This window comes from Erwinia sp. CGal63 (assembly GCF_037026505.1).
GTDB lineage: Bacteria > Pseudomonadota > Gammaproteobacteria > Enterobacterales > Enterobacteriaceae > Erwinia.
The window spans coordinates 64,687-87,722 of record NZ_JAKUMN010000009.1 but is presented as its reverse complement, the minus strand read 5'-3'; the positions used below and the strand labels follow the sequence as shown (position 1 = coordinate 87,722).

The following is a 23,036-nucleotide window of genomic DNA, read 5'->3' as shown; positions in this document are numbered from 1 at the left end:
TGAAGCCGCCATAGGCATTCGGCTGCGAAATCCGTATAATGCGCAGCCAATCCTGATTTACAAGCCGGAGAAAAACCATGCGTCCAGCAGGCCGTAATGCCCATGAGGTGCGTCCCGTCACCCTGACCCGCCACTATACCAAACATGCGGAAGGCTCCGTTCTGGTTGAATTCGGTGAAACCAAAGTTCTCTGTACCGCCACGATTGAAGAGGGCGTGCCGCGCTTTCTGAAAGGGCAGGGCCAGGGCTGGGTAACCGCAGAATACGGGATGTTGCCGCGCGCCACCCACAGCCGTAACGCGCGTGAAGCGGCCAAAGGCAAACAGGGCGGCCGCACGCTGGAAATCCAGCGCCTGATCGCCCGCTCCCTCCGCGCCGCGCTGGATTTAAAAGCGCTGGGCGAGTTTACCATTACGCTGGACTGCGACGTGCTGCAGGCCGATGGCGGCACGCGTACAGCTTCCATCACCGGCGCCTGCGTGGCGCTGGCCGATGCGCTGAATCATCTGGTGGCTATCGGCAAGCTGAAGGCTAATCCGATGAAAGGCATGGTCGCTGCCGTTTCCGTAGGTATCGTCAACGGCGAAGCGCTGTGCGATCTGGAATACGTTGAGGATTCCGCAGCGGAAACCGATATGAACGTGGTGATGACAGAAGATGGCCGCATGATTGAAGTGCAGGGCACCGCGGAAGGCGAGCCGTTCACTCATGACGAGCTATTGACGCTGCTCTCGCTGGCGCGTGGCGGCATCGACACCTTGATTCAGGCGCAGAAAGCGGCGCTACAGAACTGATTTCCCAGGCGACCAGAGAGTCGCCTTTTTTATAAGTGATTGAGGAGCGAAACATGAAAGCCTGGCAGCGCCAATTTATTGAATTTGCCATCAATAAGCAGGTCCTGAAATTCGGAGAGTTCACGCTGAAATCGGGCCGTAAAAGCCCCTATTTTTTTAACGCGGGCTTGTTTAACACGGGCCGCGATCTGGCGCTGCTGGGCCGCTTCTACGCGCAGGCTTTGGTGGATTCCAACATCGATTTCGATTTGCTGTTTGGCCCGGCCTATAAAGGCATTCCCATCGCTACCACCACTGCCGTCGCGCTGGCGGATCATCACGACCGCGACGTGCCTTACTGCTTTAACCGCAAAGAGGCGAAAACTCATGGTGAAGGCGGCACGCTGGTAGGCAGCCCATTGCAGGGCCGTATTATGCTGGTGGATGACGTCATCACCGCCGGCACCGCTATTCGTGAATCCATGGAAATCATCGCCGCGAACAACGCGACGCTGGCTGGCGTACTGATTTCGCTGGATCGTCAGGAGCGCGGCCGCGGCGAGGAGTCTGCCATTCAGGAAGTCGAGCGTGACTACGGCTGCAAGGTAACCGCTATCATTACGCTGAACGACCTGATTAGCTATCTGGAAGAGAAACCCGAACTGGCCGATCATCTGGCCGCCGTTCGCGCCTACCGTAAAGAGTACGGCATCTGAAAAAAGGGCCGTCGATGACGGCCCCGTTCTTTATACCAGCTGGCAGGCCAGCAGCGGCCAGCGCGTTTCAAACTCCACCGTCGGACGATAGCGGAAATCAGAGCGGACAAAGCGCGACAGCAGCCCTTCGCAGAAAGCCAGCAGCTGTGAAGCCAGCAGCGCCTCATCCGTGCGGAAGCCTTCGCCGGTACGCATCTTATGCTCGCGCAATACCTGTTTCAGCTGCACCTCGATGCGTTCGAACAGCTGGTTTATCCTGCCCTGCAGGCGATCCTGTTCAAACATCAACGCATGGCCGGTCAGGATGCGCGATAAACCCGGATTACGCTCACCAAAGCCCAGGATAAGCTGGACAATCAGCCGCAGGCGCGGCAACGTCTCTTTTTCATCCTGCAAAATCAGATTGATGCGCGTAATCAGGCTGTCTTCAATAAACTCAATCAGGCTGTCAAACATGCGGGTTTTGCTGGGAAAATGCCGGTAAAGCGCAGCTTCAGAAACCCCCACGCTCGCCGCCAGTTTGGCGGTGGTTATCCGCTGGCTGCCGTCGCTGGATTCCAGCATTTGCGCCAGAGCCTGCAGTATTTCTTCGCGACGATTCCTTTTCGCACTTTTTTTCTCTGCCATGTCCTGAAAGACCCCTGAAATATCACCTTGTACGGGCAAACGCCCACGCAACATCCGTGAGCCGAAACGCTCACGGTGGAAATAAGGACGAGAGCTACTACTGACGGCCGGAGTGGCCGAAGCCGCCTTCGCCGCGCGCGCTGGCGTCGAAGTCGTTAACCAAATTAAATTCAGCCTGCACCACAGGGACAAACACCATCTGAGCGATACGCTCGCCTGGCTCGATGCTGAAGGCATCCTGACCGCGGTTCCAGACGGAAACCATAAGCTGTCCCTGATAATCGGAGTCGATCAGGCCGACCAGATTGCCCAGCACCACGCCATGCTTATGGCCCAGGCCGGAGCGCGGCAGAATAACGGCCGCCAGCTGCGGATCGCCGATATGGATAGCCAGGCCTGTCGGCACCAGCACGGTGGCGCCCGGCGCCAGCGCTATCGCCTCATCAAGGCAGGCGCGAAGATCAAGACCAGCGGAGCCGGAGGTGGCGTAAGCGGGTAAAGGAAAAGTGGTACCCACGCGCGGGTCTAAAATCTTAACGTCGATTTTTTTCTTCATAACGGCTGACTATCTCGTCCAGTAATTGTTGGCCCAGGAGCTGCTTATCGCCAGGCGGTAAGACTTTATCCCCATCCTGCCAGAAAAGATGCAGGGCATTGGTGTCGCTGTTAAATCCCTGCCCGGCTTTTGATACATCGTTGGCGCAAATCAGATCCAGATTCTTCCGAATTCTTTTTTGCCGGGCGTATTCTTCCACATTCCGGGTTTCCGCTGCAAATCCCACCACGTAAGGCCGGTTTTGCTGCATGGCCGCCACGCCCGCCACGATATCCGGGTTACGGATCATCTTCAGGAGAATCTCCTCGCCCTGCTTTTTAATTTTGTCGCTGGAAAACTCGGCGGCGCGGTAGTCGCCGACAGCGGCCGCGGCGATAAATATCTGCTGTTCGGCGGCATTCGTCATCACCGCTTTTTCCATCTCCAGCGCGCTGACAACATCAATACGCTTCACGCCGGGCGGCGTCGCTAAAGCGACCGGGCCAGCAACCAGCGTCACGCTGGCGCCCCGTTTTGCTGCGGCAGCGGCGACAGCGAAGCCCATTTTACCGGAGCTGTGGTTGGTAATGAACCGGACTGGATCAAGCGATTCGCGGGTAGGGCCGGCCGTCACCATAATATTAAGATGCGTCAAATCATGCTGCGGAGCGGCCCAGCCGACGGCTTCCGCCACGATAGCCATTGGGTCCAGCATACGGCCAGGGCCGATATCGCCGCACGCCTGGCTGCCGCTGTCCGGCCCCCAGATCATCAGGCCACGCGCTTGTAAAACCTGAAGATTATGCTGCGTGGCTGCCGCGCGATACATCTGCTGGTTCATCGCCGGGACAACCGCAACGGGCGCGGCCGTCGCCAGACAGATTGTGGTCACCAGGTCGTTCGCCATGCCGGCGGCAATGCGGGCAATCAGATCGGACGTAGCGGGCGCCAGAATCACCAGATCGGCCCATTTACCCAGTTCGATATGGCCCATCGCCGCTTCCGCCGCCGGGTCCAGCAGATCGTCGCTGACCGGATGGCCGGAAACGGCCTGCAGGCTCAGAGGCGTGATAAAAGCTTTCGCCGCCGCGGTCATCACTACCCGCACTTCCGCGCCGCGATCGCGCAGGCGTCTTACCAGCTCAGGCGCCTTATAGGCGGCGATACCGCCGCTTACGCCCAGCACAATACGTTTACCGGTTAGTGTCATAGTCTCTGCTCCGTTGAGCCAGCAGGGCGCCCGTGCGCCGGAAGAGCGTCATTTTATCATACTCGCTGCCGGCTGACTTTTGGCGCAACGGCCACTTTGTAAAGCAGCTCGCAATACGGGAGAAAAGCGTGGAAAACTACTGTATATAATGCCATGCTTTTGCCAATTGCGGAAGGAGAAAGCCAATGAAAAAGCCATGGAAAAAAATGCCGCCACGCGAAAAGCTGGTAACGGATGGGCCTGACGCGCTGACGGATGCGGAGCTGCTGGCGCTTTTTTTACGTACCGGCGCCAACGGCGTGCACGTGATGACGCTGGCGCAGCAGCTGCTGGAGGAGTTTGGGTCGCTCTACCGGTTAATGACGGCGGATAAAGAGGCCTTTTTGCGGATTAAAGGCGTAGGCGTGGCGAAATATGCCCAGCTGAGCGCTATTGCCGAACTGGGCAGGCGATTTTTCACCTGCGCGGACTCGGTGAAAAACATGGTGCAGAACCCGGCCGATATGGTGAATTTTCTGCACAGCAAGCTGGGGCATCGGGAAAGAGAGATTTTTATGGTGGTTTTTTTCGATAACCAGCTTCGGGTGATTCATAGCTGCGAAATGTTTGCGGGCACCATAGCCAGCGTTGAGGTGCATCCGCGTGAAATCGTGCGCGAGGCGCTGAAACACAATGCGGCGGCGATTGTGCTTGCCCACAACCATCCCTCGGGCGTGGCGACGCCCAGCATGGCGGATCGTGATGTGACTCAACAGGTTATCGACTGCTGCCAGCTATTTAATATTCGCGTGCTCGACCATATCGTTATCGGGCAGGGCGAACACGTTTCCTTCGCGGAGAGAGGCTGGCTTTAGCGCCGGCGCAATGCCCTGGCCGCCCGTTTTTCCCTGGCGCGACAGGGCTTTTCCCATTCAAACGCGGCAATTTTGCGCGATCCTAAGGGATCTTTATCTGTTCGGGACTTGAGCACCAGCGCCGCAGAGCGTATACTACGCCACCTTTGAGAATCTCGGGTTTGGCGTTTGGGCCTGCTCAGCGGGTTCACATAGAACTCGCCTGGATAGGCTAAGAGCCTGACGAGGCGGCCAGGACCCTTATTTTTAAAGCTCGAGCTTATTTGATTTTTGGAGAATTGACATGTCACGAGTCTGCCAGGTAACTGGAAAGCGTCCGGTAACGGGTAACAACCGTTCCCACGCAATGAACGCGACGAAACGCCGTTTCCTGCCGAACCTGCACTCTCACCGTTTCTGGGTTGAGAGCGAAAAGCGCTTCGTTACACTGCGCGTATCTGCCAAAGGCATGCGCGTAATTGATAAAAAGGGTATTGAGACGGTTCTGGCCGATCTGCGTACCCGCGGTGAGAAGTACTAAGGTAAGGAACTGAAACATGGCTAAAGGTATTCGTGAGAAGATCAAGCTGGTTTCTTCTGCTGGTACAGGTCACTTCTATACCACCACGAAGAACAAGCGTACTAAGCCGGAAAAACTGGAACTGAAGAAATTCGATCCGGTTGTCCGCCAGCACGTGATCTACAAAGAAGCTAAAATCAAGTAATTGAGTTTAGCGACTGAAAAACCCTGCCTCGGCGGGGTTTTTTCTTTTGTGCGTCTGAAAACATTTGCGGGAGGTTTGCATGCCGGAATTACCAGAGGTTGAAACCAGCCGACGCGGTATTGAGCCGCATCTCGTCGGCGCCACTATTCTGCACGCCGTGGTGCGCAATGGCCGCCTGCGCTGGCCGGTAGCGCATGAAATTCACAGCCTCAGCGATCGGCCGGTGCTCAGCGTACAGCGTCGCGCCAAATACCTGCTGCTGGAGCTGCCCGAAGGCTGGATCATTATCCATCTCGGCATGTCCGGCAGCCTGCGGATATTGTCGGAAGAGACGCCGCCGGCGAAACATGACCATGTGGATTTGGTGATGAGCAACGGCAAGATACTGCGCTATACCGACCCGCGACGTTTCGGCGCCTGGCTGTGGAGCCGCGATCTGACCGCCAGCAACGTGCTCGCCCATCTTGGCCCGGAACCGCTCAGCGAAGCGTTTAACGCGGATTACCTGTTTGAAAAGTCTCGCGGCAGGCGCACGCCGGTTAAACCCTGGCTAATGGATAACAAGCTGGTGGTGGGCGTCGGCAACATCTATGCCAGCGAATCGCTGTTTGCCGCCGGGATCCATCCCGATCGACCCGCTATGGCGCTGACCAGAGAAGAGATTGTGCTGCTGACGGAAACGATCAAGGCGGTGCTGGTGCGATCGATAGAGCAGGGCGGCACCACGCTGCGGGATTTTTTACAGACGGACGGCAAACCGGGCTACTTCGCTCAGGAGCTGCAGGTTTATGGCCGCGCAGGCGAACCCTGCCGCGTTTGCGCCACGCCAATCGTGGGCGCCAAACATGCCCAGCGCAGCACCTTCTATTGCCCGAACTGTCAGAAATAGCTCAGGCGGAAAGCTTCGCCAGCAGCGCGCTGTGCACCGGCGGCGGCAGAAAAGCGCTGACGTCGCCGTTATGGCGCGCGACTTCTTTGACCAGCGAAGAAGAGATAAACGAATACTTTTCTGAAGGCATCAGAAAAACGCTTTCCAGCTCCGCCAGCAGATGGCGATTCATATGCGCCAGCTGCATCTCATATTCAAAATCGGATACCGCCCGCAGACCGCGAACCAGCACGTTAGCCTGCTGATCCCGCGCGAAGTTTGCCATTAAATCGCTGAATCCCACCACTTCGACGTTCGGCAGGTGCGCCACCACCTGTTGCGCCAGCGCCACGCGCTCGTCCAGCGAGAACATCGGCTTTTTACTGGGGCTGGCGGCGATAGCCAGCACGATATGATCGAACATCAGCGCGGCGCGCGTGACGATATCCAGATGGCCGTTGGTCATGGGATCGAAAGTGCCGGGATAGATCGCTTTTGTGCTCATGCGCCGCCTTTGCCGGATACGTGATGAATGGAGTGGTTCAGCGCCCACAGCGCCGTATATTTGTTGAAGGTGTACTGCGCGTTGACCACGGCGAGCAGCCAGCCCTGTTTGCCGTCCAGAAAACCGGCGCGCAGCACCAGGGTTTTCAGGAAGGCGCCCAGCGTATGGGCGAAAATCGACAGCAGGCCGCACTTTTTACCCTGATGATAACGCTGTTTCGCCCAGGCTTCCGCGTAGGCGAACTGTTTCCACTGAAAGGCGGAAAAATCGCGGCAGGTCAGATGCAGCAGATCGCCTTTCAGCGCTACCGTTGTCGCGTTGCCGGTTTCCAGCGACTCATGCACCTGATGATCGTTATAGCTGAACTGGCGCGGATAGAGGCGCGTAACGCGATCGGGATACCAGCCGCTGTGGCGCATAAAACGCCCCAGAAACAGGTTGCGACGGCCCAGGCTGTAAACCTTATCCGCAGCGGCAGGCTGGGCCAGCACGGCTTCAATGGCGGCGCGCAGCTGCGGCGTGACGCGCTCGTCGCTATCGATCATCAAAATCATCGGATGCGTGGCGTAGCTTTGCGCCAGCTGGCGCTGTTTACCATAGCCGTGCCATTCGCGAGAGTGATAGACCTTAGCGCCGTGTCGGGCGGCGATTTGCGGCGTGCCGTCGTGGCTGCCGGAATCCAGCAGCACAATCTCATCGGCCCAGCTGACGGACTCCAGGCATTCCGGCAGCAGCTCCGCTGCATCTTTAGCGATCAGGACGACCGACAGAAGCTGACGTGAAGACATTTAGTGATTCCGCTGTGGCAGATAAGGTTCGAGTAACTGTAGCAGACGCTGCAGCGCGCCCTGATTCTGATGCAGCACTTCCACGGCGTGGCGGCCGTAGTAAAGACGGTAATCCTCATCGGTGAGCAGATTACCGATCTCTTTATCCAACGAATCGGCGTCGGTCACGGTGATCAGACCGTCCGCCTGCTGCAGTTTGGCGCAGATATCCTTGAAGTTAAAGATATGCGGCCCCATCAGCACCGGAATAGCGTGCGCGGCGGCTTCCAGCGGGTTGTGTCCGCCTCGCTCCACCAGGCTGCCGCCGACGAAAGCCACATCGGCGATACCGTAGAGCAGCATAAGTTCGCCCATTGTATCGCCAATCACCACCTGAGTGCTGCCGGAAGGAATTTCGCCGCTGCTGCGCAGGGTGTAGCTGAAGCCCGCCTTCTGTGCCATTTCGCGCGCGGTGTCGAAGCGCTCCGGATGACGCGGCACCAGAATCAGCAGCAGGTCAGGGAAACGCGCCAGCAGTTTGCGGTGCGCCTCCAGAATAATGCTCTCTTCGCCGTCGTGGGTGCTGGTGGCGATCCAGACCGGACGGCGCGGCGCCCACTGGCGCCGCAGCGTCACCGCGCGGGCGGCCAGCTCGGGCGTAACCGAAATATCGAACTTCAGGCTGCCGGTCACCGCCAGCTGCGAGCGTTTCAGGCCCAGCGTTACAAAGCGTTCGCCATCTTCTTCGTTCTGCGCCGCGATCAGCGTAATTTTCTGCAGCAGGCGCTGCATAAATTTACCCAGCTTGCCGTAGCCTTTCGCCGACCGTTCGGAAAGACGGGCATTGGCGATCACCAGCGGAATTTTACGGGCGTGCAGCTGACCAATCATATTTGGCCACAGCTCGGTTTCCATAATAATCACCAGCCGCGGGCTGACGTTGTCCAGAAAGCGGTTCATCGAGCCGGGAAGATCGTAAGGCAGATAAACGTGATGCACATCTTTACCAAAGGCGGAAGCCGCCCGTTCCGAACCGGTCGGCGTCATGGTGGTGACGGTGATCGGCATCGTTGGGTAGCGATGACGCAGCGCCCTGACCAGCGGCACGGCGGCCAGCGTCTCACCGACGGAAACGGAGTGCAGCAGAATGCCGTCCGGCCTGACCTTGCCTTTACAGTAGCCGTAGCGTTCGGCCCAGCGTTTCCGGTAGGCGGGCGCTTTTCTGCCGCGTAGCCAGAGCCGGAGCCAGATCAAAGGCTGAATAAGATAGAGCAGGGCGGAATAAATTGTTGTCATCACAGTGTTTACGGATTACGGAGAGACTCGCGTCAGAAAATGCCGGAAAAGAGAAACATTACCGCATGTTAGCAGATAAGTCGCGCTCGCTCATATCTTCTTCTCAGGCCTGTCGCAACACTTGTTGATACAGCGCATGAAGCTGGCTCGCCAGCTGCTGCGGCGAACAGGGCAGAACGCGTTCGCGCGCCGCCTCGCCCATACGGGGATCCTGACTTCTCACCGGCACCGCCTGCGCCGCCGCAGTCAGCGCCGCGATATCCAGCGCGTCGCAAACATAGCCCTGTTCGCCATCGACGATAAACTCCGCGCCGCCGCAGGTAAAGCTGGTAATCACCGGCAGGCCGCAGGCCATCGCTTCCAGAATCACGTTAGGAAAAGGATCGTAGAGCGTAGGCAGCATCAGCGCGTCGGCCGCGTGATAGTAAGGAATAACGTTGTGCTGAACGCCGACAAAATGGATACGCTTTTCGCAGCCCAGCGCGCGAGCTTGCTCCACATAGTGCGCCTGCTGTTTATCCTGACCTACCACCAGCAAATGCGCATCGGTAGCGGCCAGCGCGCTGACAGAGGCCTTTAACCCTTTGCGCTCGAAACCGGAGCCGACGTAAATAAACACTTTGGCATCGGCGGGCAGATTCAGTGCCGCGCGCGACTGCTGACGTTCGGCTGGCGTAGCGGGCTGGAAACGCTGCGCGTCGATAGCGTTATAGATAACCGCGAACTTCTCTTCCGGTACCTGAAAGCAGCGCATGATGTCGTTTTTCACCATCAGCGAGTTACAGATGATTTTTTTCAGCGCGGGCGAACGAAACATCTCTTCTTCCGCCGCCATGACATAGCGATGATACGGACTTAAGGCGGTCAGCAGTTTTTGCGCGGGCGAAACGATACGCGCCCTTTGCTCCAGCCAGACACGATGCACGCCATCGCCTGCGCGAAAGATATCGCAGCCCGCGATGCGTTCGTGGCTCTGCACGATATCAAATTTCTCCCGCTGCCAGCATTCGCGCGCCGCCAGGGCAAAGCCGCGCTCGCGCGAGATGCGTCCCCACTTTTTTGGGTTGCAGATATGCAGATGCCATTCGGGCTTCGGATCGCCCTGCCAGCTGCGGGTAATAATATTCAGATCCAGGCTATCGTCGTCCAGCGCCTCAAGCGCCCGCGAGATAAACCGCTCGGCGCCGCCGTCGGGACGATACTTTTGCCGTACTATGGCCAGTCGAACTTTACTCATCCAGATAGTTCCTTGCGGCTTTCACCACGTCTTCAAGCGGAATAGCGGAAAGATAGCGAGTCTCGGTATTGGTATTGATGCTGTCCGGCGCCGGCAGCGGCGCGTAGTCTCCGGCCCAAATCACCTGATTATTGTCGCCCCAGGGACGCCACTGCTTCAGTTTAGTGGGGCCGAACAGCGCGATACACGGCGTATTCAGCGCGGCGGCCATATGCATCGGCGCGGAGTCGACGCCGATAAACAGGCGCGCGTGATCGATCAGCGAAGCCAGCTGCGGCAGCGTCAGCTGACCGGCCAGCGAAATCGCCTTGCCGGGGCAAAGCGAGAGAATATGCTCGATCATCGCCAGCTCTTTTTTGTCCGGCGCGGCGGTCAGCACGATAGCTGTCTGCTCGTTCGCCAGCGCTGCCACCAGCCCGGCGACCTTCTCATCTTCCCAGCATTTGAACAGCCAGCGTGACGTTGGCTGAATCACGATATAGGGATGCGTCACCTTGTGTTGCGCCAGCGTAGCCTGGGTGTGGCGCCAGTCGCTGTCGCTGTAGTGCATCGCCGCCGCAAAGCCCTCAGAGGCGATGTTCAGCGGCTGCAGCGCGGTCAGATTCTGTTCAACGGTATGCAGCTGGCCGTGGTTCCGGGTGGAGACCAGATGCGTATGCGCCTGCCGCCAGAAAGCGTTGCTGCGCTTGTTGTAGGCGAAGCCGATCCTGACCTTCGCGCCGGAAAGCGCGGTAATGATCGCGCTGCGCCACTGATCCGCCAGGTTAATAACCAGATCGTAGCCTTCGCGGCGAATTGTTTTCAGCAGAGCCGCCTCGTGGCGCATATGCGCCAGCTTTCCCTCGTTTTTCCATTTGCGATCGATAAAGCGCAGCTGACGAATATGCGGATGCGCCTGCAGCATCGGCAGCGTCTCTTTATAGAGCAGCACGTCGATGCTGGCCTGCGGATAACGCTGGCGCAGCGCGGCGATAACCGGCGTGGTCAGCAGCATATCGCCATGATGACGCAGCTTGATCAGCAAAATCTTTTGCGGCGCGAAGGCGGCGGGAATCGACTGAGGAGTGGCCATGCTCATGAGATCTCAAAATAAAGTGGACCGATTGTAAGGGAAAGCCCGAACAGGGAAAAGCCGTCGCGCATCAGCGCCTGCGCCAGCGATAAATCCGGCTCAGCCAGAGCAGCAGCTGATACCACTGCTTTAAGCCGCGCGCGTTGCGCAGCATACGGCCAGGGGTTTTGCTGTCCAGCAGATCCGCAATCATCGCCTGGCGCGCTGCGGCATCGGGTTCGCGCCGTAGCGCATGGCAGACAGTCAGCGCCTCTTTGGTTACCTGACGATAAATTGCCGGGCCGATTTTAACCTTATGGCGATAGCGCAGGTTGATCTCGTCCAGCATGCGGGCGATTTTCAAATAGTGACGCTGATAGTCGACGTTGGCCATGCCGGTACGCTTGCGGTTGCTGATGGACTGGTCGTGGACGTAATAGCGATAGAACACCTGCTCGGTATAGCGCACGCGACGGGCGTTCAGCATCAGTTCCGTAGTCCAGGGAATATCCTGATGGTGCAGGCCAGGCTCAAACAGCAGGTTTAGCTGCTCGATCAGCGAGCGGCGATAAATCCCCAGCCAGACCACGTGCAGGTAGCGATTGCTCGACAGCGCCTTGTTCAGCCACTCCGCGCCGCTCAGCACCGGGGTGGAGCGCAGGCGATCCGCAGGAATCAGCGTTTTCGCCCGTCCCGACCCCCAAAACACACGTTCCGCGTTGCACTGCGCCACGTCCAGGTCATCCTGTTCAGCCATAGCGATCAGCGTGCTGTACATCTCTGGCGCCAGCGTATCGTCGGCGTCGGGAAAGGTGACGTATTTACCGCGAGCGATTGCCAGGCCCGCGTTGCGCGCGCGCGACACGCCGCCGTTGGCCTGATCGATAACCTGAATATGCGGATGCTCGCTGGCGTAGCGGTGCGCCAGCGCTGCCGACTCATCGGTCGAGCCATCGTTAACGATAATGATTTCCAGCGACGGCAGCGTTTGCGCCAGCATGGAGTCGATAAAAGCCTGAAAGCTGGTTCCGGCGTTGTACATCGGGACGATCGCACTCAGCAAAGGCGCTGAGGAGTTATCTTGCGGTTTCATGCTCAGGATTGCGTCTTCTTTTGTAACGGCGGCTTGCGCGCGCAGATAAAATCATAAATATCATTGAGCTTACGGTTATCCAGCTCATAAAGTTGTTCGACCGGATGGTTGAACTTATACAGCGCGTGAAACACAAAAGAGCTGGGCGCGATATGGTTAGGGCCAATCAGCAGCACGTCGCCCAACGGACGCTGCTCTTCGACGCAGCATGGGCCATAGATCAGGATCACCGGCACGTTCTGCGCATCGGCGATATAGACATTGCCCGAGTCGGAAGCCACATAGAAATCCATCTGGCTGATGGCGTAAGGCAGCCCTTCCAGCGACACCTTGCCAATCAGGTTAACGATATTGTCGCGCTCGCCCACCACCTTATTGAGCTCGTGCAGGCGAGTAAGTTCATTCGGCGCGCCAAAAACATAAAACAGGCAGGGCAGCGTGCTGAGTCGGTCGAACAGCGCTTTCCAGATGGCAGGCGGAATGGTTTTCGCCTGGTTTCCGGCGGAGATGCTGATACCGATTTTGATTTTATCCGTTCTGAATACTTCTTCCGGCGTGTTCGCCGGCTTTAGCAGCGGCAGCGTGGCGTGTTTGGGGTAGCTCTCTTTGGTCAACGAGCGGTCGGCCAGCTTGAGGTAGTTCTCCAGCGTCAGCGTATACTTGCCGTGCTCTACCGTGCCGGTAGCCGTCAGATAAAAAATTCCCTGATACCATTTGCGGCGATACATCGACAAAAACTGCTTGTTGCCGGCATTGCAGCAGGCGGCATAAAACAGGTTGGTGTTGTTGGGATGCAGCAGATAGACGTTTTCGTAGCGGTTCATCAGCTTAAAAGCGAGCTTCAGCTTACTGAGCGTGCTGCTTTTATGCTCTTCGATATAGAAGATCTCCGCCAGCGTCTCGTCGTGCTGCGCCAGCGGCGCAACCGTGCGGCTCAGCAAGGCGTCGCTGCAGCCAAGATGCCTGAGCAAAGGGGTAATATTGATAAAATCGCCGATTTTCGCCGTCTGGATCACCAGGTTGCGCGCCTGTTTTTTATGGCTTAACTTCATCAACAGTTTAAAAGGCAGCAGTAATATAAATAGCAGCACATAATTCACGCTCTGTTCTCCCTGAGCGAAAAACGCCGACCTGCAGACGGCGAAATAGCATATTGTCGTTTTATCACTGTGCTCTGATAGCCGTTTTCGGTTATGAGCGTCGCCATACTAAAACCTTAAAAGTAAAAAATTCACGCTGTCGGCCGTGCCGACGATCGCGCCAGAATAAACGTCTGATTCTTTCAGACATCTCCGATCCGCAAATGTTGCGCCCGACTAACCCTCGGTCAGTGCAATATACTGTTTGCAGATTGCTTCGATACTGTAGGCCTCTAAATTCAGCTGCGAGACGTCAGGCGGATTCGACCAGATATCCACTATCGCTTTCGCCAGTGAATCCACATCCAGATTCGCCAGACCGCGAGCCAGTTCGCCGGTCATAATCGAAACGGGGCCGCCGGGACAGCGGGTGCTGACCACAGGCACCTGACAGATCAGCGCTTCCACCAATACGTTGCCGAAGCCCTCGCTGTCTGAACTGACCACCAGCAGTTTCGCATGACGGATCCACGGATAAGGGTTACTGGTAAAGCCTTTAAAAATTACCCGATCCTGAATGCCCAGCGACAGCGCCAGTTTCTTGATGCGCCCCATCGCTTCGTCACTGCCTTTGCCAATCAACACCAGCGGCGCGGTTATGCCCGTTTTGGCATAGGCGCGCAGCAGGCGATCGTGACGTTTCGTTTGGTGAAAACGGCCGACATGGATCAAATAAGGCTTTCCCGCCATCTCGCAAGGCTGCCGGGCGGCTTCACGTACAGTATCAAAGTCGAAAGGATTAAAAATTATCCGCTCATGCTTTGGCTGCACCGCAAAGCAGCGCTTCAGGTCGTTAACGACATACTGTGAAACGCCAATGATATTTCGGTGTTGGTAAACGCGACGTGTCTTAAGCTTCTTTTGCCACAGAGAAAAGCCGTGACGGTGAGCCAGATAGGAGGCGGAAAAAACGCCGTGCAGGCAGAACCAGGTTTTGTCCGCGGCAAGATGGCGGCAGCGGCTGACGATCCTGTCGGTTTTATGCAGATGGGAAACCACCAGATCGAAGCGGCCACTCTGCTGTTCGGCCTGCATGATAGCCCGATCCAGACTGGCTGCGCGTCGGCTCAGCTCGGTGAGCTTTCGCCACGGCAGACGGCATCTGTCGTCAATAACCTGATAATCGAGCCCTGCGGGAATAGCATAATCGCAGACGGCGCGCAGCGAAAACAGTGAAACCCGGTGACCGCGCTCGATCAATCCTTTGGAAAGCGTCAACACGACTTTTTCCGCTCCCCCGCCGGGTAGACCGTCAATGATCATTAACACGCGCTTGGACAATTTTTTACCCTTAGCAGAGGAAATCATGCGATGTCGGAAGGTTCCTGACCGCTAACCACACGAAAACAAAAACTTTTTATCCATTCAGGCAATCCTGTTGCCGAAACCCTGTTAAATCTGTCCCGCCGTTTTTAACCTATTGTCAGGCTTAGTCAGCTTTATTTGTTTATCTTAGAAAAATAAAAAAGATAGCGCCACAGCGATTATCCTTCAGGCTGTCCGCAAATCCTTTTGCGTCCTGTCAGGCCGCTGCTAACATAGCGACAGAGTTAATACGGAGCGCCGCATCGACATGAAAAAACCTGCTTTTTTAATCACCATCGATACGGAAGGTGACAATCTCTGGCGTAACCGCTCCGGCCATGTTACGACCAAAAATGCGGCTTATCTCGCCCGCTTTCAGCAAATTTGCGAAAAATATCGTTTTAAGCCAACCTGGCTGACCAACTATGAAATGGCCATCGATCCCGTTTATATCGACTTCGCTCGCGACGTTATCGCCCGTGGCCAGGGTGAAGTCGGCATGCATCTGCACGCCTGGAACAGTCCGCCCGCATTCGCGCTGACCGATAACGACTGGCAGCACCAGCCTTATCTGATTGAATACCCGCGTGAGGAAATGCGTAAAAAAGTCGATTTTATGACTCAGCTGCTGCAGGAGACGTTTAACGTCAAAATGCTCAGCCACCGCGCCGGCCGCTGGGCATTTGACGAATACTATGCTGAATTACTGATCGAGCACGGCTACCGCGTTGACTGCTCGGTCACGCCGGGCGTTAACTGGCGCTTTTCGCCGGGCGCGCCACAGGGCAACGGCGGCTCGGACTACACTCGTTTCCCGCGCGAGGCTTACTATCTTGACGCGGCCGATATCGCCCGACCGGGCGCGTCGCCGCTGTTAGAAGTGCCGATGACCATCCGCTACAAGCATTCCGGGCTGATGAACACGCTTAAGCAGGGTTACGATCGCCTGCGCGGCAAGCGCCGCACTCCTTCCGTTTACTGGCTGCGCCCAACCGGCGGCAACGCTCAGCAGATGATAACGCTGGCGGAAAAAACGCTGGCGGACGGTGCCGACTACGTGGAATTTATGCTGCACTCCAGCGAATTTATGCCTGACGGCAGCCCGACCTTTACAACCGAAGCCGATATCGATCGCCTCTATGCCGATCTTGAGCAGCTGTTTAGCTGGCTGCAAAGCCGCACCCAGGGCATGACGCTGGCGGAGTACGCCGCCGCCAAATCCGCGACCTGAATAAGAACGAGGCCTTTACAGGCCCCGTTTCCTCACCGTCAGCATTTTTCTTTTGTAGCTTGTCCTGATTTTACCGTTCAGCAAAAAGCGTCCGAGGCTGACCCGCGCAATGCGCGCTTTTACCTTGTCGCCGTGCGGCGTTCCCCGCAGCTCGGCGTGATAACGGTTGGCGATATCCAGCCAGTGACAGGTGATCAGATGTTCATACTGTGGCGGCAAGACCTCATCCATATGCGCCGTAGCGGCGATCAGACAGGCGATTTTTTCCGCGTTGATAGCGGAAGAGAGGCTCTGGCTGTGTTTGCGGTAGAGATAAAAACCGGCAGAGGTAAACAGCGTTTTGCTGCTCTGCATCAGCAGCTGCGGAAACAGCCAGCTATCTTCATAGCAGATAAAATCGGGAAAGGCGTGTCGCTGAAGTAACTCGCGCGAGAAAAACTGGCCGATAAAATGCGCCTGATAATCGCGATGAATCAGAAAGCGCTCTACCGCGTCATGCGTGGTCAGCAATTCGGGCTCAGCTGGCTGCCATTCAGGCGCAGGCGAGAATGAGCGCACTTCGATAATCCTGCTGAGCAGGATATCCGGCGAGGCCTGACGCAGCGTCTCCAGCCTGTGCGCCAGCGCGCTGGGCAACAGCGTATCGTCACCGTCCACCATCAGCACATAGTCGCCGCGAGCCAGGCTTACCGCGTGATTGCGTACCTTGCCAACGTTGCGATAATGCGTATGGCTGCTGCGAAGCTGCGGCAGCCGCGCGGCATAGCTGTCAATAATGCTTTGCGTCGCGTCTGTCGAGGCGTCGTTGACCACGACAATTTCTGCCTGGTCGAGCGCAGTGCCCAGCGAAGCGACAACACTGTCGAGCGTGTCGGCAAGCGTATCGCCGCAGTTATGGGCGGCAATCAGTATGCTCAGCGGCAGATTGTTCATCCGTTTTCGCCGGTAGAGAGAAGCGGCGCCAGCTGTGCCAGCACATTATCTGCGGAGATATCCGCCATCCGATTACCTTCTGCAGGCCGCAGCACAAACTGATTTTTCCCATAGCCGCCGATCAGACCCGGATCGGTTGGGCCGTACAGCGTGATATTGGGACGATCCAGCGCCGCCGTTAAGTGGCTTAATCCGGTATCCACCGATACCACTGCGGTCGCGCCTGCTAAAGCGCGAGCTACCTGTTCCAGCGATAATTTCGGCAGCACTTCCACATGGTCAAAACCCGCCGCCAGCCGCTGTGCGCGCTGGTGCTCGTGCTCTGCGCCCCAGGGCAGTTTGATTTTCAGGCCGCTATCCGCCAGCAGTGCAATCAGCTCGCGCCAGTGCGCTTCCGGCCAGTGTTTTTCATCACGCGTGGTGGCGTGCAGAAAGACCAGATAGCGTCCGCCATCGGCAGACCCTTCAGTGCTGAAATGCTGCGCGATAGCGTAATCACCGGTAGTTTCCGGCAGCGGATAGCCCAGGCTTTTAGCGAACAGTTCGCGCGTGCGCTGGACGGCATGCTGCTGCTTGCCGATCTCATGACGTTGGTCGTACCACCAGCTGGCGAACGGCTCGCGCGCACTGCGGCTATCCTGACCGTGCTTGACGCCTTTGGCGATGCGCGTCACCAGCGCGGCGCTTTTGATCAGGCCCTGCGCGTCAATCACCACGTCATACTGGCGCGACTGTACTTCGCGCTTGAACAGAAAGCGTTCTTCACGCACTTCGCTGCCGAACCAGTGCTTGCGCCAGCGACGAATCGCCACGGGGATCACCTTATCGACCGCCGGATGCCAGGAAGGGATCTGCGCGAAGCCTTCTTCCACCACCCAGTCGAAACGGATACCGGGGATCGCCCGCATGGCGTCAGTCAGGGCAGGCAAGGTGTGTAGCACATCGCCCATTGAGGAAGTTTTCACAATCAGGACGTGCATGCGCTCTCCAGCAGCGTAGCCAGCTCTGCGCTAACGCGTTGCGGTGTAATATCGATCAGGCTCTGGTGGTAGCCTTCGTCAGCATCGCCTTTGCGCACCTTGTGATAGCCGGTAATCAGGCGGATAACGCGCGCCTTGTGCGACAGCGGCGGCGTAAAGTCCGGGCTGCTCGGGCCATAAAGCGCGACCAGCGGACGATCCAGCGCGGCGGCGATATGCATCAGGCCGGAGTCGTTGCTGATCACCGCTTTGCAGTGCGCCAGCAGGCAAACCGCCTGCTCCAGACGGGTTTCGCCGGCCAGGTTATGGCAATGCTGCCGCGAAGCTTCCTGCAGACTTTGCAGGATCTGCTCGCCGGTTTCTTTATCTTTGGCCGAGCCGAACAGCGCGATCTGATAGCCCTGGTCAATCAGCTGCTGCGCCAGCGCCGCGTAGTGATAGTGCGGCCAGCGCTTGGCCGGGCCGAACTCCGCGCCGGGACAGAAGCCGATAACCGGCCTTTCTGCATTCAGGTTGAATTCCGCCGCGGTGTCGAGTTTTTCCTGCTCGTTCACCAGCAGCTGCGGCCAGAGCAGCGGCTGTGGCAGATCGCTGGCGCGGGCGACGCGCTCTTTATCGTAGCCCAGCGCGACGTAGCGCTCGACCATCAGCGGAAAGGCGGCTTTGTCCAGCGTCCGAATATCGTTCAGCAGACCGTAGCGCATTTCGCCGCGCCAGCCGGTGCGAACTTTTATACCGGCGAAGAAGGGCACCAGCGCGGATTTAAACGAGTTAGGCAGCACGTAAGCACGATCGTAGCCTTTGTCGCGCAGCGCGCGACCAAGACGGCGCCGTTCGCCCAGCGCCAGCGCGCCGTGGCCCAGCGGCATCGCCAGCGCCTCGTTGACTTCAGGCATCCGCGACAGCAGAGGACGGCACCACGCGGGCGCCATCACGTCGATCTCGGCTTCAGGCCAGCGCTGTTTCAGCGTGCGATAAAGGCTTTGCGACATCATCATATCGCCGACCCATGACGGCCCGATCACCAGAATTTTCATTGCCGAATCCGTCCCGTTACGCGTTGCGGTTCAGCCAGGCCATATACTCGGCCACGCCTTCCGCCACGGTTTTAAACGGCTTGTCGTAGCCCGCCGCGCGCAGTTTGGTTTGATCCGCCAGCGTATAGGCCTGATAGCGTCCCTTTAGTTTTTCCGGGAAAGGAATGTATTCAATCTGGCCTTTCTGGTGATATTTCAGCGCGGCGTCGGCCACTTCCTGGAAAGATTCCGCGCGGCCGGTGCCGCAGTTGAAAATGCCGGAAACGCCGTTTTGCCAGAACCACAGGTTGACGCTGGCGACATCTTCCACATAGATGAAATCGCGTTTGAAGTTGTCACTGCCTTCAAATAGCTTTGGATTCTCGCCGTTGTTCAGCTGCGTGTTCAGATGGAAAGCCACGCTGGCCATGCTGCCTTTGTGGCCTTCGCGCGGGCCGTAGACGTTAAAGTAGCGGAAGCCGCAAACCTGCGACTGCGCTTCCGGCAGGATCTGGCGCACGTAGTGATCGAACAGCATTTTCGAGTAGCCGTAGACGTTCAGCGGCTCTTCATACTGACGCTCTTCGATAAAGTTATCGTTGCGGCCGCCGTAGGTCGCGGCGGAAGAGGCGTACAGGAAGGGGATCTGGCGCTCCAGGCAGTAGTGCAGCAGCTCTTTGGAGTACTGATAGTTGTTGTCCATCATGTACTTGCCGTCCCACTCGGTGGTGGAAGAGCAGGCGCCTTCGTGGAAAACGGCTTCCACGTCGCCAAAATCCTCATCGGCCAGCACGGCGATCAGAAAGTCTTCTTTGTCCATGTAATCGGCGATATCCAGATCGACCAGATTGGCGAACTTGGTGCCGTCTTTCAGGTTGTCGACCACCAGAATATCAGTGTGGCCCTGGTCATTCAGCGCCTTGATGATATTGCTTCCAATAAATCCTGCGCCGCCAGTGACGATAATCATGAGTTTTAACCTTTAAATAATATGGGTGAAACGGAAAGTTCACGCGCTTATGGCCGTTATAATAACATCTCATCACGTCCCGGGCAGCCGGATGACTCCGTAAGAGAAGGTAAATTCCGCGCCCGGCGCCGTGCTACTTCAGCTTTTCCGCGTCGGTCAGATAGCGCACTTTGCGCGTATAGTCCTGACCTTTAAACGTCAGCGGCGCTGTCGGCGACTGCAGATATTTCTGCCATTCCGTCAGCGGGAAACCGCCGTGCGCGCCGACCACTTCTGACGGGATCGCCGCGGTGGTGCCGCCGATTTTTTTGGAAACCGGCCAGTTCATCCAGTCGCCCAGGTTCACCGTTTTCAAATCCAGCATATCCAGCAGCGCGGCCAGCGGTAGCTGGTCGGTCGGCGGCTGCGAGTCGTCCATCAGCTCCCAGGTATCCTGGAACAGCGTCAGCCAAAGCGGGCAGATGCGCTTCCAGGTCTGGCGCGTGGCGGCCAGAAAAGCGCCGTTAACGTGATCGACGATAAACGGGCGTACGCTGTTGCGGTAATAGGCAGGACGATTCTGCTCCGGCGCGTTCATCAGCTTGGCGATCATTTTGCCCTGACGGAAGCTGGAGTAGATATGTCCGTCCAGCATATGAATTTCCGGCATTTTCAGCAGGTTCAGGTCGGAATCGATCATCAAAATCCCTTCGGTGCGCGCCTGAAGCGGCGCCTGGAGTTTAATCAGTCGACTGCGGTAAATCTGCTTGTAGCGGTAGCTCTCTTCGCGGAAAGGCACATCCAGCGTGACAATGCGGGTTTTTTCCGGCAGCTCGCCAAAGGCATCGGCAGCCTGATCGCTAACAATCACGATCTCTTCGGCGGCGGGCGCAAAGCGGGAAGCAAACAGCGCGCTCAGCTTAGCTTCCTCGACAAAATCCGCGCCCGTGCAGGGAATAACGATCGACGTAACCGCAATGTCGCCCTGCACGTCACGCTGCTGATAAGAAAGGTTGTGTCGGGCGCGAATATAGCGAAATCGGGGATTTAAAAATTCAAACATGCGATGAGTTTCCGTAAGCCGCATTTTCCAAAATAGTTTCCACGCCAGCGACATAGTGCTCGATAGCATAGCGCGCTTTGACGTGGTGATTTGCCTGCAGCAGCAGCTGGCGACGCTTTTCCGCGTCAAGCCACAGCGTTTCCATCTGGCGGAACAGGCCCTGAATATCGCCGTAGTCAAACAGCAGGCCGGTACTGTCGTGCTGGATGAGTTCTGCTGTGCCGGTTACTTTTGAGCCGATTACCGCCGTATTAAGCAGCATCGCTTCCAGCACCACGCGCGGCAGACCTTCGCTTTTCGATGCCAGGATAAAAACGTCGAAAGCGGCGAGATAATCGAGCGGATTGCTGCGAAAACCGGTGAAAATCACTCGATCCGCTATGCCGGCCTGCGACGCCTGCTGCTGCAGCGCCGCAAGATCCGGGCCTTCGCCCAGAATCACCATGCGCCAGTCGGCCTGAGGAAAGGCGGCGGCGAACTTCGCCAGCGCCTGCAGCGTGTGCTGATTGGATTTTCGGGCGATCAGCGAGCCGATGCTGCCGAAAACAAAAGTCTCGTCCGTGACGTTCAGCAGCTGCTGGCGCATTGCGGCACGCTCCGGCAGCGGCTGATAAATATCGATGGCGTTAAACACGGTAAAACATTTTTCCGCCTTTACGCCGTTCGCCATCAGCACGTCGCGTACGCCGTTGGAAACGGCGATAACCGCATCGGCGCGTCGGTTGACCATATTGACCAGTTCGCTGTCCAGCACCGGCTCGATACGACAGTGCTGCACCACGCTGACGGCGAGATCGCTCGCGGCCAGGTAGCCTTCAGCATTGGTTCCGGGCTGATTGTTCATATAGATCATATGGAAACGCTGCTGCACGAGAAGCTGGCGAATAGCACGGGCGTTGGGCCGGATGCGCCACAGCTTGTCGACAAAGCGCGTGGCTTTTAGCCGCAGCTTGCGGTTGAAGAACACCAGCGAACGCAGCAGCTCCTTCAGAATCTTCGCCCAGCGCGGCTGTTTACGCTGGGGAATAAAGGTCACGGGAATCGCCAGCGAAGTCAGCACCTGCTCTATGGAGTCGCCGCTGCCGCGCCGGTAGTTACGGTAAAAGCAGCAGTGGATATCGAACCGGTTGCGGTCGATGCGCTTCAGCAGCTCAAGCATACTGTTGGTGCCGCCGCCCCATTCATTGCCGGTATCCAGTAACAGGATTTTTATACGCTGTGGCTCCATTATGCCGTTTCCAGATTTATTCAGCCTGCGCGATGCGGCTGACTATTAATTGTTGCCCAATTCCAGCCTCAGGCCGGAAAAATAAGTGTGCAGATAGCGAACGCCTGCGCTGTCGGCAAGGCTTTCCGTTATCACGTTCAGCGCGCGACCGGCCGGGACATATTCAGCCTTGCCCGGACAGGTTTTCACGCCGCGAAACGGGTTGCGCGCCGGTTTGGTTACGGGCGGCGGCTGACTGCCGACACGCTGCGGCTCGTTCAGCAGCTGGCTCGGCCTGACCAGCGTGATATCAGCTGGCAGCGTCGGCAACATCTGCTGCAGCACTTTTACCGTGGTCGGATGCGGATGACCGATAGCGATGGCGGAACCGTCGCGCTGCGCCAGATGCACCGCACGCGAAAACTGTTTGCGAATATCTGCTTCGTTTTGCGTATCGTCAAGGAAGACGCGACGCTTGATAACCTTCACGCTGGTGCCTTCCGCAGCGCGGGTCGACTGGCTGTTGCCGATGGTCATGCTGTCAAGGAAGTAGAAATTATAGTGGTTCAGCACCTGCATGACTTTCTGCATGCCAGGCAGGCTGGAGGTCATCGCGCTGCCCATATGGTTATTCAGCCCGACGGCGTAAGGCACTTTGGCTACGGCGTCGTGGATAATCCGCTCAATCTCCTGGCTGGACATATCCGGACGCAGGGTATTTTTCTCCAGCGGCTGCTTGCTTAGCGGCGCCATCGGCAGATGGATCAGCACCTCATGGCCGCGCTGGTGGGCTTTAGTCGCCATTTCATGCGCGTGCGTGGCGTCCGGCAGCACCGCAACGGAGATTTGCGGCGACATCTGTAAAACCTGATTTTCCTGCGCCGGCCGATAGCCGAAATCATCAATCACGATAGCGAGTTTGCCCGCCTGCGCCGAACAGGCCATCAGCAGGCCCGCCAGCGCGCCGCCGATTTTAT

At 57.4% G+C, this 23,036-nt stretch carries 25 protein-coding genes; 7 read left to right on the top strand and 18 right to left on the bottom strand.

Going from position 1 to position 23,036, the window contains the following annotated elements; translation table 11 throughout:
- Positions 1 to 77: 77 nt before the first annotated feature.
- Positions 78 to 794, top strand: a complete 717-nt coding sequence (gene rph, locus MKZ79_RS20490) for a ribonuclease PH (protein ID WP_336144467.1) — start codon at positions 78 to 80, stop codon at positions 792 to 794.
- A 53-nt stretch (positions 795 to 847) separates the two neighbouring features.
- Positions 848 to 1,489 (top strand): orotate phosphoribosyltransferase, encoded by a 642-nt coding sequence (gene pyrE / locus MKZ79_RS20485; RefSeq protein WP_336144466.1) that lies wholly within the window; start codon positions 848 to 850, stop codon positions 1,487 to 1,489.
- 30 nt (positions 1,490 to 1,519) lie between these two features.
- Here pyrE and slmA read toward each other — a convergent pair whose 3' ends face one another.
- From slmA to coaBC, 3 genes are all read right to left on the bottom strand, one after another.
- Positions 1,520 to 2,116: a nucleoid occlusion factor SlmA gene (gene slmA / locus MKZ79_RS20480; protein ID WP_336144465.1), complete on the bottom strand. Its 597-nt coding sequence runs from the start codon at positions 2,114 to 2,116 to the stop codon at positions 1,520 to 1,522.
- Between the two features lie 97 nt (positions 2,117 to 2,213).
- On the bottom strand, positions 2,214 to 2,672 hold the full coding sequence (gene dut, locus MKZ79_RS20475) for a dUTP diphosphatase (protein ID WP_336144464.1): 459 nt from the start codon (positions 2,670 to 2,672) through the stop codon (positions 2,214 to 2,216).
- Positions 2,650 to 3,861: a bifunctional phosphopantothenoylcysteine decarboxylase/phosphopantothenate--cysteine ligase CoaBC gene (gene coaBC / locus MKZ79_RS20470; RefSeq protein ID WP_336144463.1), complete on the bottom strand. Its 1,212-nt coding sequence runs from the start codon at positions 3,859 to 3,861 to the stop codon at positions 2,650 to 2,652. The genes dut and coaBC overlap by 23 nt, the downstream gene beginning before the upstream one ends.
- A gap of 185 nt (positions 3,862 to 4,046) precedes the next feature.
- Between coaBC and radC the strand changes: the two genes are divergently transcribed.
- The 4 genes from radC to mutM all read left to right on the top strand — a co-directional run bounded on the left by radC (position 4,047) and on the right by mutM (position 6,308).
- Positions 4,047 to 4,715, top strand: coding sequence for a RadC family protein (gene radC / locus MKZ79_RS20465; RefSeq protein ID WP_336144462.1), 669 nt, complete (start codon positions 4,047 to 4,049; stop codon positions 4,713 to 4,715).
- Positions 4,716 to 4,998: 283 nt separating this feature from the next.
- Positions 4,999 to 5,235 (top strand): 50S ribosomal protein L28, encoded by a 237-nt coding sequence (gene rpmB, locus MKZ79_RS20460; RefSeq protein WP_004154798.1) that lies wholly within the window; start codon positions 4,999 to 5,001, stop codon positions 5,233 to 5,235.
- 16 nt (positions 5,236 to 5,251) lie between these two features.
- Positions 5,252 to 5,419 carry a 50S ribosomal protein L33 gene (gene rpmG / locus MKZ79_RS20455; RefSeq protein WP_001051798.1) on the top strand — a complete coding sequence of 56 codons (168 nt, stop codon included), beginning with the start codon at positions 5,252 to 5,254 and terminating at the stop codon, positions 5,417 to 5,419.
- Between the two features lie 79 nt (positions 5,420 to 5,498).
- Positions 5,499 to 6,308, top strand: coding sequence for a bifunctional DNA-formamidopyrimidine glycosylase/DNA-(apurinic or apyrimidinic site) lyase (mutM, locus tag MKZ79_RS20450; protein WP_336144461.1), 810 nt, complete (start codon positions 5,499 to 5,501; stop codon positions 6,306 to 6,308).
- Between the two features lies 1 nt (position 6,309).
- Here the strand turns inward: mutM and coaD are convergent, their stop codons facing one another.
- From coaD to MKZ79_RS20410, 8 genes are all read right to left on the bottom strand, one after another.
- Entirely contained in the window at positions 6,310 to 6,792 is a 483-nt protein-coding gene (coaD, locus tag MKZ79_RS20445; RefSeq protein WP_336144460.1) for a pantetheine-phosphate adenylyltransferase, read from the bottom strand.
- Entirely contained in the window at positions 6,789 to 7,580 is a 792-nt protein-coding gene (locus MKZ79_RS20440) for a glycosyltransferase family 2 protein (protein WP_336144459.1), read from the bottom strand. The genes coaD and MKZ79_RS20440 overlap by 4 nt, the downstream gene beginning before the upstream one ends.
- Positions 7,581 to 8,855, bottom strand: coding sequence for a lipid IV(A) 3-deoxy-D-manno-octulosonic acid transferase (waaA, locus tag MKZ79_RS20435; protein WP_336144458.1), 1,275 nt, complete (start codon positions 8,853 to 8,855; stop codon positions 7,581 to 7,583). It lies immediately after the preceding gene.
- Positions 8,856 to 8,958: 103 nt separating this feature from the next.
- Positions 8,959 to 10,092 carry a glycosyltransferase family 4 protein gene (locus MKZ79_RS20430; protein ID WP_336144457.1) on the bottom strand — a complete coding sequence of 378 codons (1,134 nt, stop codon included), beginning with the start codon at positions 10,090 to 10,092 and terminating at the stop codon, positions 8,959 to 8,961.
- On the bottom strand, positions 10,085 to 11,164 hold the full coding sequence (gene rfaQ, locus MKZ79_RS20425) for a putative lipopolysaccharide heptosyltransferase III (protein ID WP_336144504.1): 1,080 nt from the start codon (positions 11,162 to 11,164) through the stop codon (positions 10,085 to 10,087). Before rfaQ ends, MKZ79_RS20430 begins: the two co-directional genes overlap by 8 nt.
- Before the next feature lie 70 nt (positions 11,165 to 11,234).
- Positions 11,235 to 12,236 (bottom strand): glycosyltransferase, encoded by a 1,002-nt coding sequence (locus MKZ79_RS20420; RefSeq protein ID WP_336144456.1) that lies wholly within the window; start codon positions 12,234 to 12,236, stop codon positions 11,235 to 11,237.
- A gap of 2 nt (positions 12,237 to 12,238) precedes the next feature.
- Positions 12,239 to 13,336 carry a glycosyltransferase family 9 protein gene (locus MKZ79_RS20415; RefSeq protein ID WP_336144455.1) on the bottom strand — a complete coding sequence of 366 codons (1,098 nt, stop codon included), beginning with the start codon at positions 13,334 to 13,336 and terminating at the stop codon, positions 12,239 to 12,241.
- Positions 13,337 to 13,552: 216 nt separating this feature from the next.
- Positions 13,553 to 14,638 (bottom strand): glycosyltransferase, encoded by a 1,086-nt coding sequence (locus MKZ79_RS20410; protein WP_336144454.1) that lies wholly within the window; start codon positions 14,636 to 14,638, stop codon positions 13,553 to 13,555.
- Between the two features lie 310 nt (positions 14,639 to 14,948).
- Here MKZ79_RS20410 and MKZ79_RS20405 point away from each other — a divergent pair, with 310 nt between their 5' ends.
- Complete coding sequence (locus tag MKZ79_RS20405) at positions 14,949 to 15,911, top strand: deacetylase (RefSeq protein ID WP_336144453.1); 963 nt, start codon at positions 14,949 to 14,951, stop codon at positions 15,909 to 15,911.
- 15 nt (positions 15,912 to 15,926) lie between these two features.
- Here MKZ79_RS20405 and MKZ79_RS20400 read toward each other — a convergent pair whose 3' ends face one another.
- From MKZ79_RS20400 to MKZ79_RS20370, 7 genes are all read right to left on the bottom strand, one after another.
- On the bottom strand, positions 15,927 to 16,844 hold the full coding sequence (locus tag MKZ79_RS20400; protein ID WP_336144452.1) for a glycosyltransferase family 2 protein: 918 nt from the start codon (positions 16,842 to 16,844) through the stop codon (positions 15,927 to 15,929).
- Positions 16,841 to 17,824 (bottom strand): lipopolysaccharide heptosyltransferase RfaC, encoded by a 984-nt coding sequence (rfaC, locus tag MKZ79_RS20395; protein WP_336144451.1) that lies wholly within the window; start codon positions 17,822 to 17,824, stop codon positions 16,841 to 16,843. The genes MKZ79_RS20400 and rfaC overlap by 4 nt, the downstream gene beginning before the upstream one ends.
- A complete protein-coding gene (gene rfaF / locus MKZ79_RS20390; protein WP_336144450.1) occupies positions 17,812 to 18,861 on the bottom strand; it encodes an ADP-heptose--LPS heptosyltransferase RfaF in 1,050 nt (349 codons plus the stop codon). The genes rfaC and rfaF overlap by 13 nt, the downstream gene beginning before the upstream one ends.
- A gap of 16 nt (positions 18,862 to 18,877) precedes the next feature.
- Positions 18,878 to 19,810: an ADP-glyceromanno-heptose 6-epimerase gene (gene rfaD / locus MKZ79_RS20385; protein WP_336144449.1), complete on the bottom strand. Its 933-nt coding sequence runs from the start codon at positions 19,808 to 19,810 to the stop codon at positions 18,878 to 18,880.
- Positions 19,811 to 19,943: 133 nt separating this feature from the next.
- Positions 19,944 to 20,852 (bottom strand): hypothetical protein, encoded by a 909-nt coding sequence (locus MKZ79_RS20380; protein ID WP_336144448.1) that lies wholly within the window; start codon positions 20,850 to 20,852, stop codon positions 19,944 to 19,946.
- On the bottom strand, positions 20,845 to 22,080 hold the full coding sequence (locus MKZ79_RS20375) for a glycosyltransferase (RefSeq protein WP_336144447.1): 1,236 nt from the start codon (positions 22,078 to 22,080) through the stop codon (positions 20,845 to 20,847). Before MKZ79_RS20375 ends, MKZ79_RS20380 begins: the two co-directional genes overlap by 8 nt.
- A gap of 45 nt (positions 22,081 to 22,125) precedes the next feature.
- Positions 22,126 to 23,004, bottom strand: coding sequence for a divergent polysaccharide deacetylase family protein (locus MKZ79_RS20370; protein ID WP_442897182.1), 879 nt, complete (start codon positions 23,002 to 23,004; stop codon positions 22,126 to 22,128).
- Positions 23,005 to 23,036 lie beyond the last annotated feature (32 nt).